The 973-nt window shown below is 62.3% G+C and carries 2 protein-coding genes; both read left to right on the top strand.

From position 1 onward, the window contains the following. On the top strand, positions 1 to 577 hold a 577-nt coding region (gene rho / locus I73_RS14425), incomplete at its 5' end, for a transcription termination factor Rho (RefSeq protein ID WP_022981263.1). 159 nt (positions 578 to 736) lie between these two features. Then, on the top strand, positions 737 to 973 hold a 237-nt coding region (locus I73_RS14420), incomplete at its 3' end, for a type B 50S ribosomal protein L31 (RefSeq protein ID WP_022981262.1).

The raw sequence follows: 973 nt of genomic DNA, 5'->3' as shown, positions 1-973 counted from the left end.
CTCCACCTTCGACGAGCCCGCGGCCCGCCATGTGCAGGTCGCCGAGATGGTGATCGAACGCGCCAAGCGCCTGGTCGAGCTGGGCAAGGATGTGGTGATCCTGCTGGACTCCATCACCCGCCTGGCCCGTGCCTACAACAACGTGCTGCCCAGCTCCGGCAAGGTGCTGACCGGCGGTGTGGACGCCAACGCCCTGCAACGCCCCAAGCGCTTCTTCGGCGCCGCCCGCAATGTGGAAGAAGGTGGCTCGCTGACCATCATCGGCACGGCCCTGATCGACACCGGCTCCAAGATGGACGAGGTGATCTACGAGGAATTCAAGGGCACCGGCAACTGCGAAATCCACCTGGACCGTCGCATGGCCGAGAAGCGCGTCTACCCTTCGATCCTGATCAACAAGTCGGGCACCCGGCGCGAAGAGCTGCTGCTCAAGCCCGAGATCATGCAGAAGACCTGGATCCTGCGGAAGCTGCTCTACAACATGGACGAGATCGAGGCGATGGAATTCGTCCTCGACAAGATGAAGGCCTCCAAGAACAACCTCGACTTCTTCGACATGATGCGTCGAGGCGGCTGATGGGGCCACCGGCCGGCAGCCCAGTGCTGCTGGCGCAGCGCTGAATCTCTGCGCTATAATGATCGTTTTTCCGCTGTCGGAAAGTGCGTGGGGCATGGGGCGTCACGTGGCTCCCGGCTCACCAGCGATGAAGGAAGGCGGCAACGCCTGCGAAACGCCATGAAAGAAGGCATCCACCCGAACTACCGCGACGTCTGCTTCGTGGATCTGTCCAACGGTTTCAAGTTCGTGACGCGCTCCTGCGCGCCGACCAAGGAAATGGTCAAGATGGACGACGGCCGCGAGCTGCCGCTGTTCAAGCTGGAAACCTCCAGCGAATCGCACGCGTTCTACACCGGCCAGCAGAAGAGCGTGGACACGCTGGGCGGCCGCGTCGAGAAGTTCCGCAACAAGTTC

The organism is Ideonella sp. B508-1, assembly GCF_000333615.1.
GTDB lineage: Bacteria > Pseudomonadota > Gammaproteobacteria > Burkholderiales > Burkholderiaceae_C > Ideonella.
The sequence above is the reverse complement of the archived record's forward strand: the minus strand, read 5'-3'. Positions and strand labels throughout refer to the sequence as shown.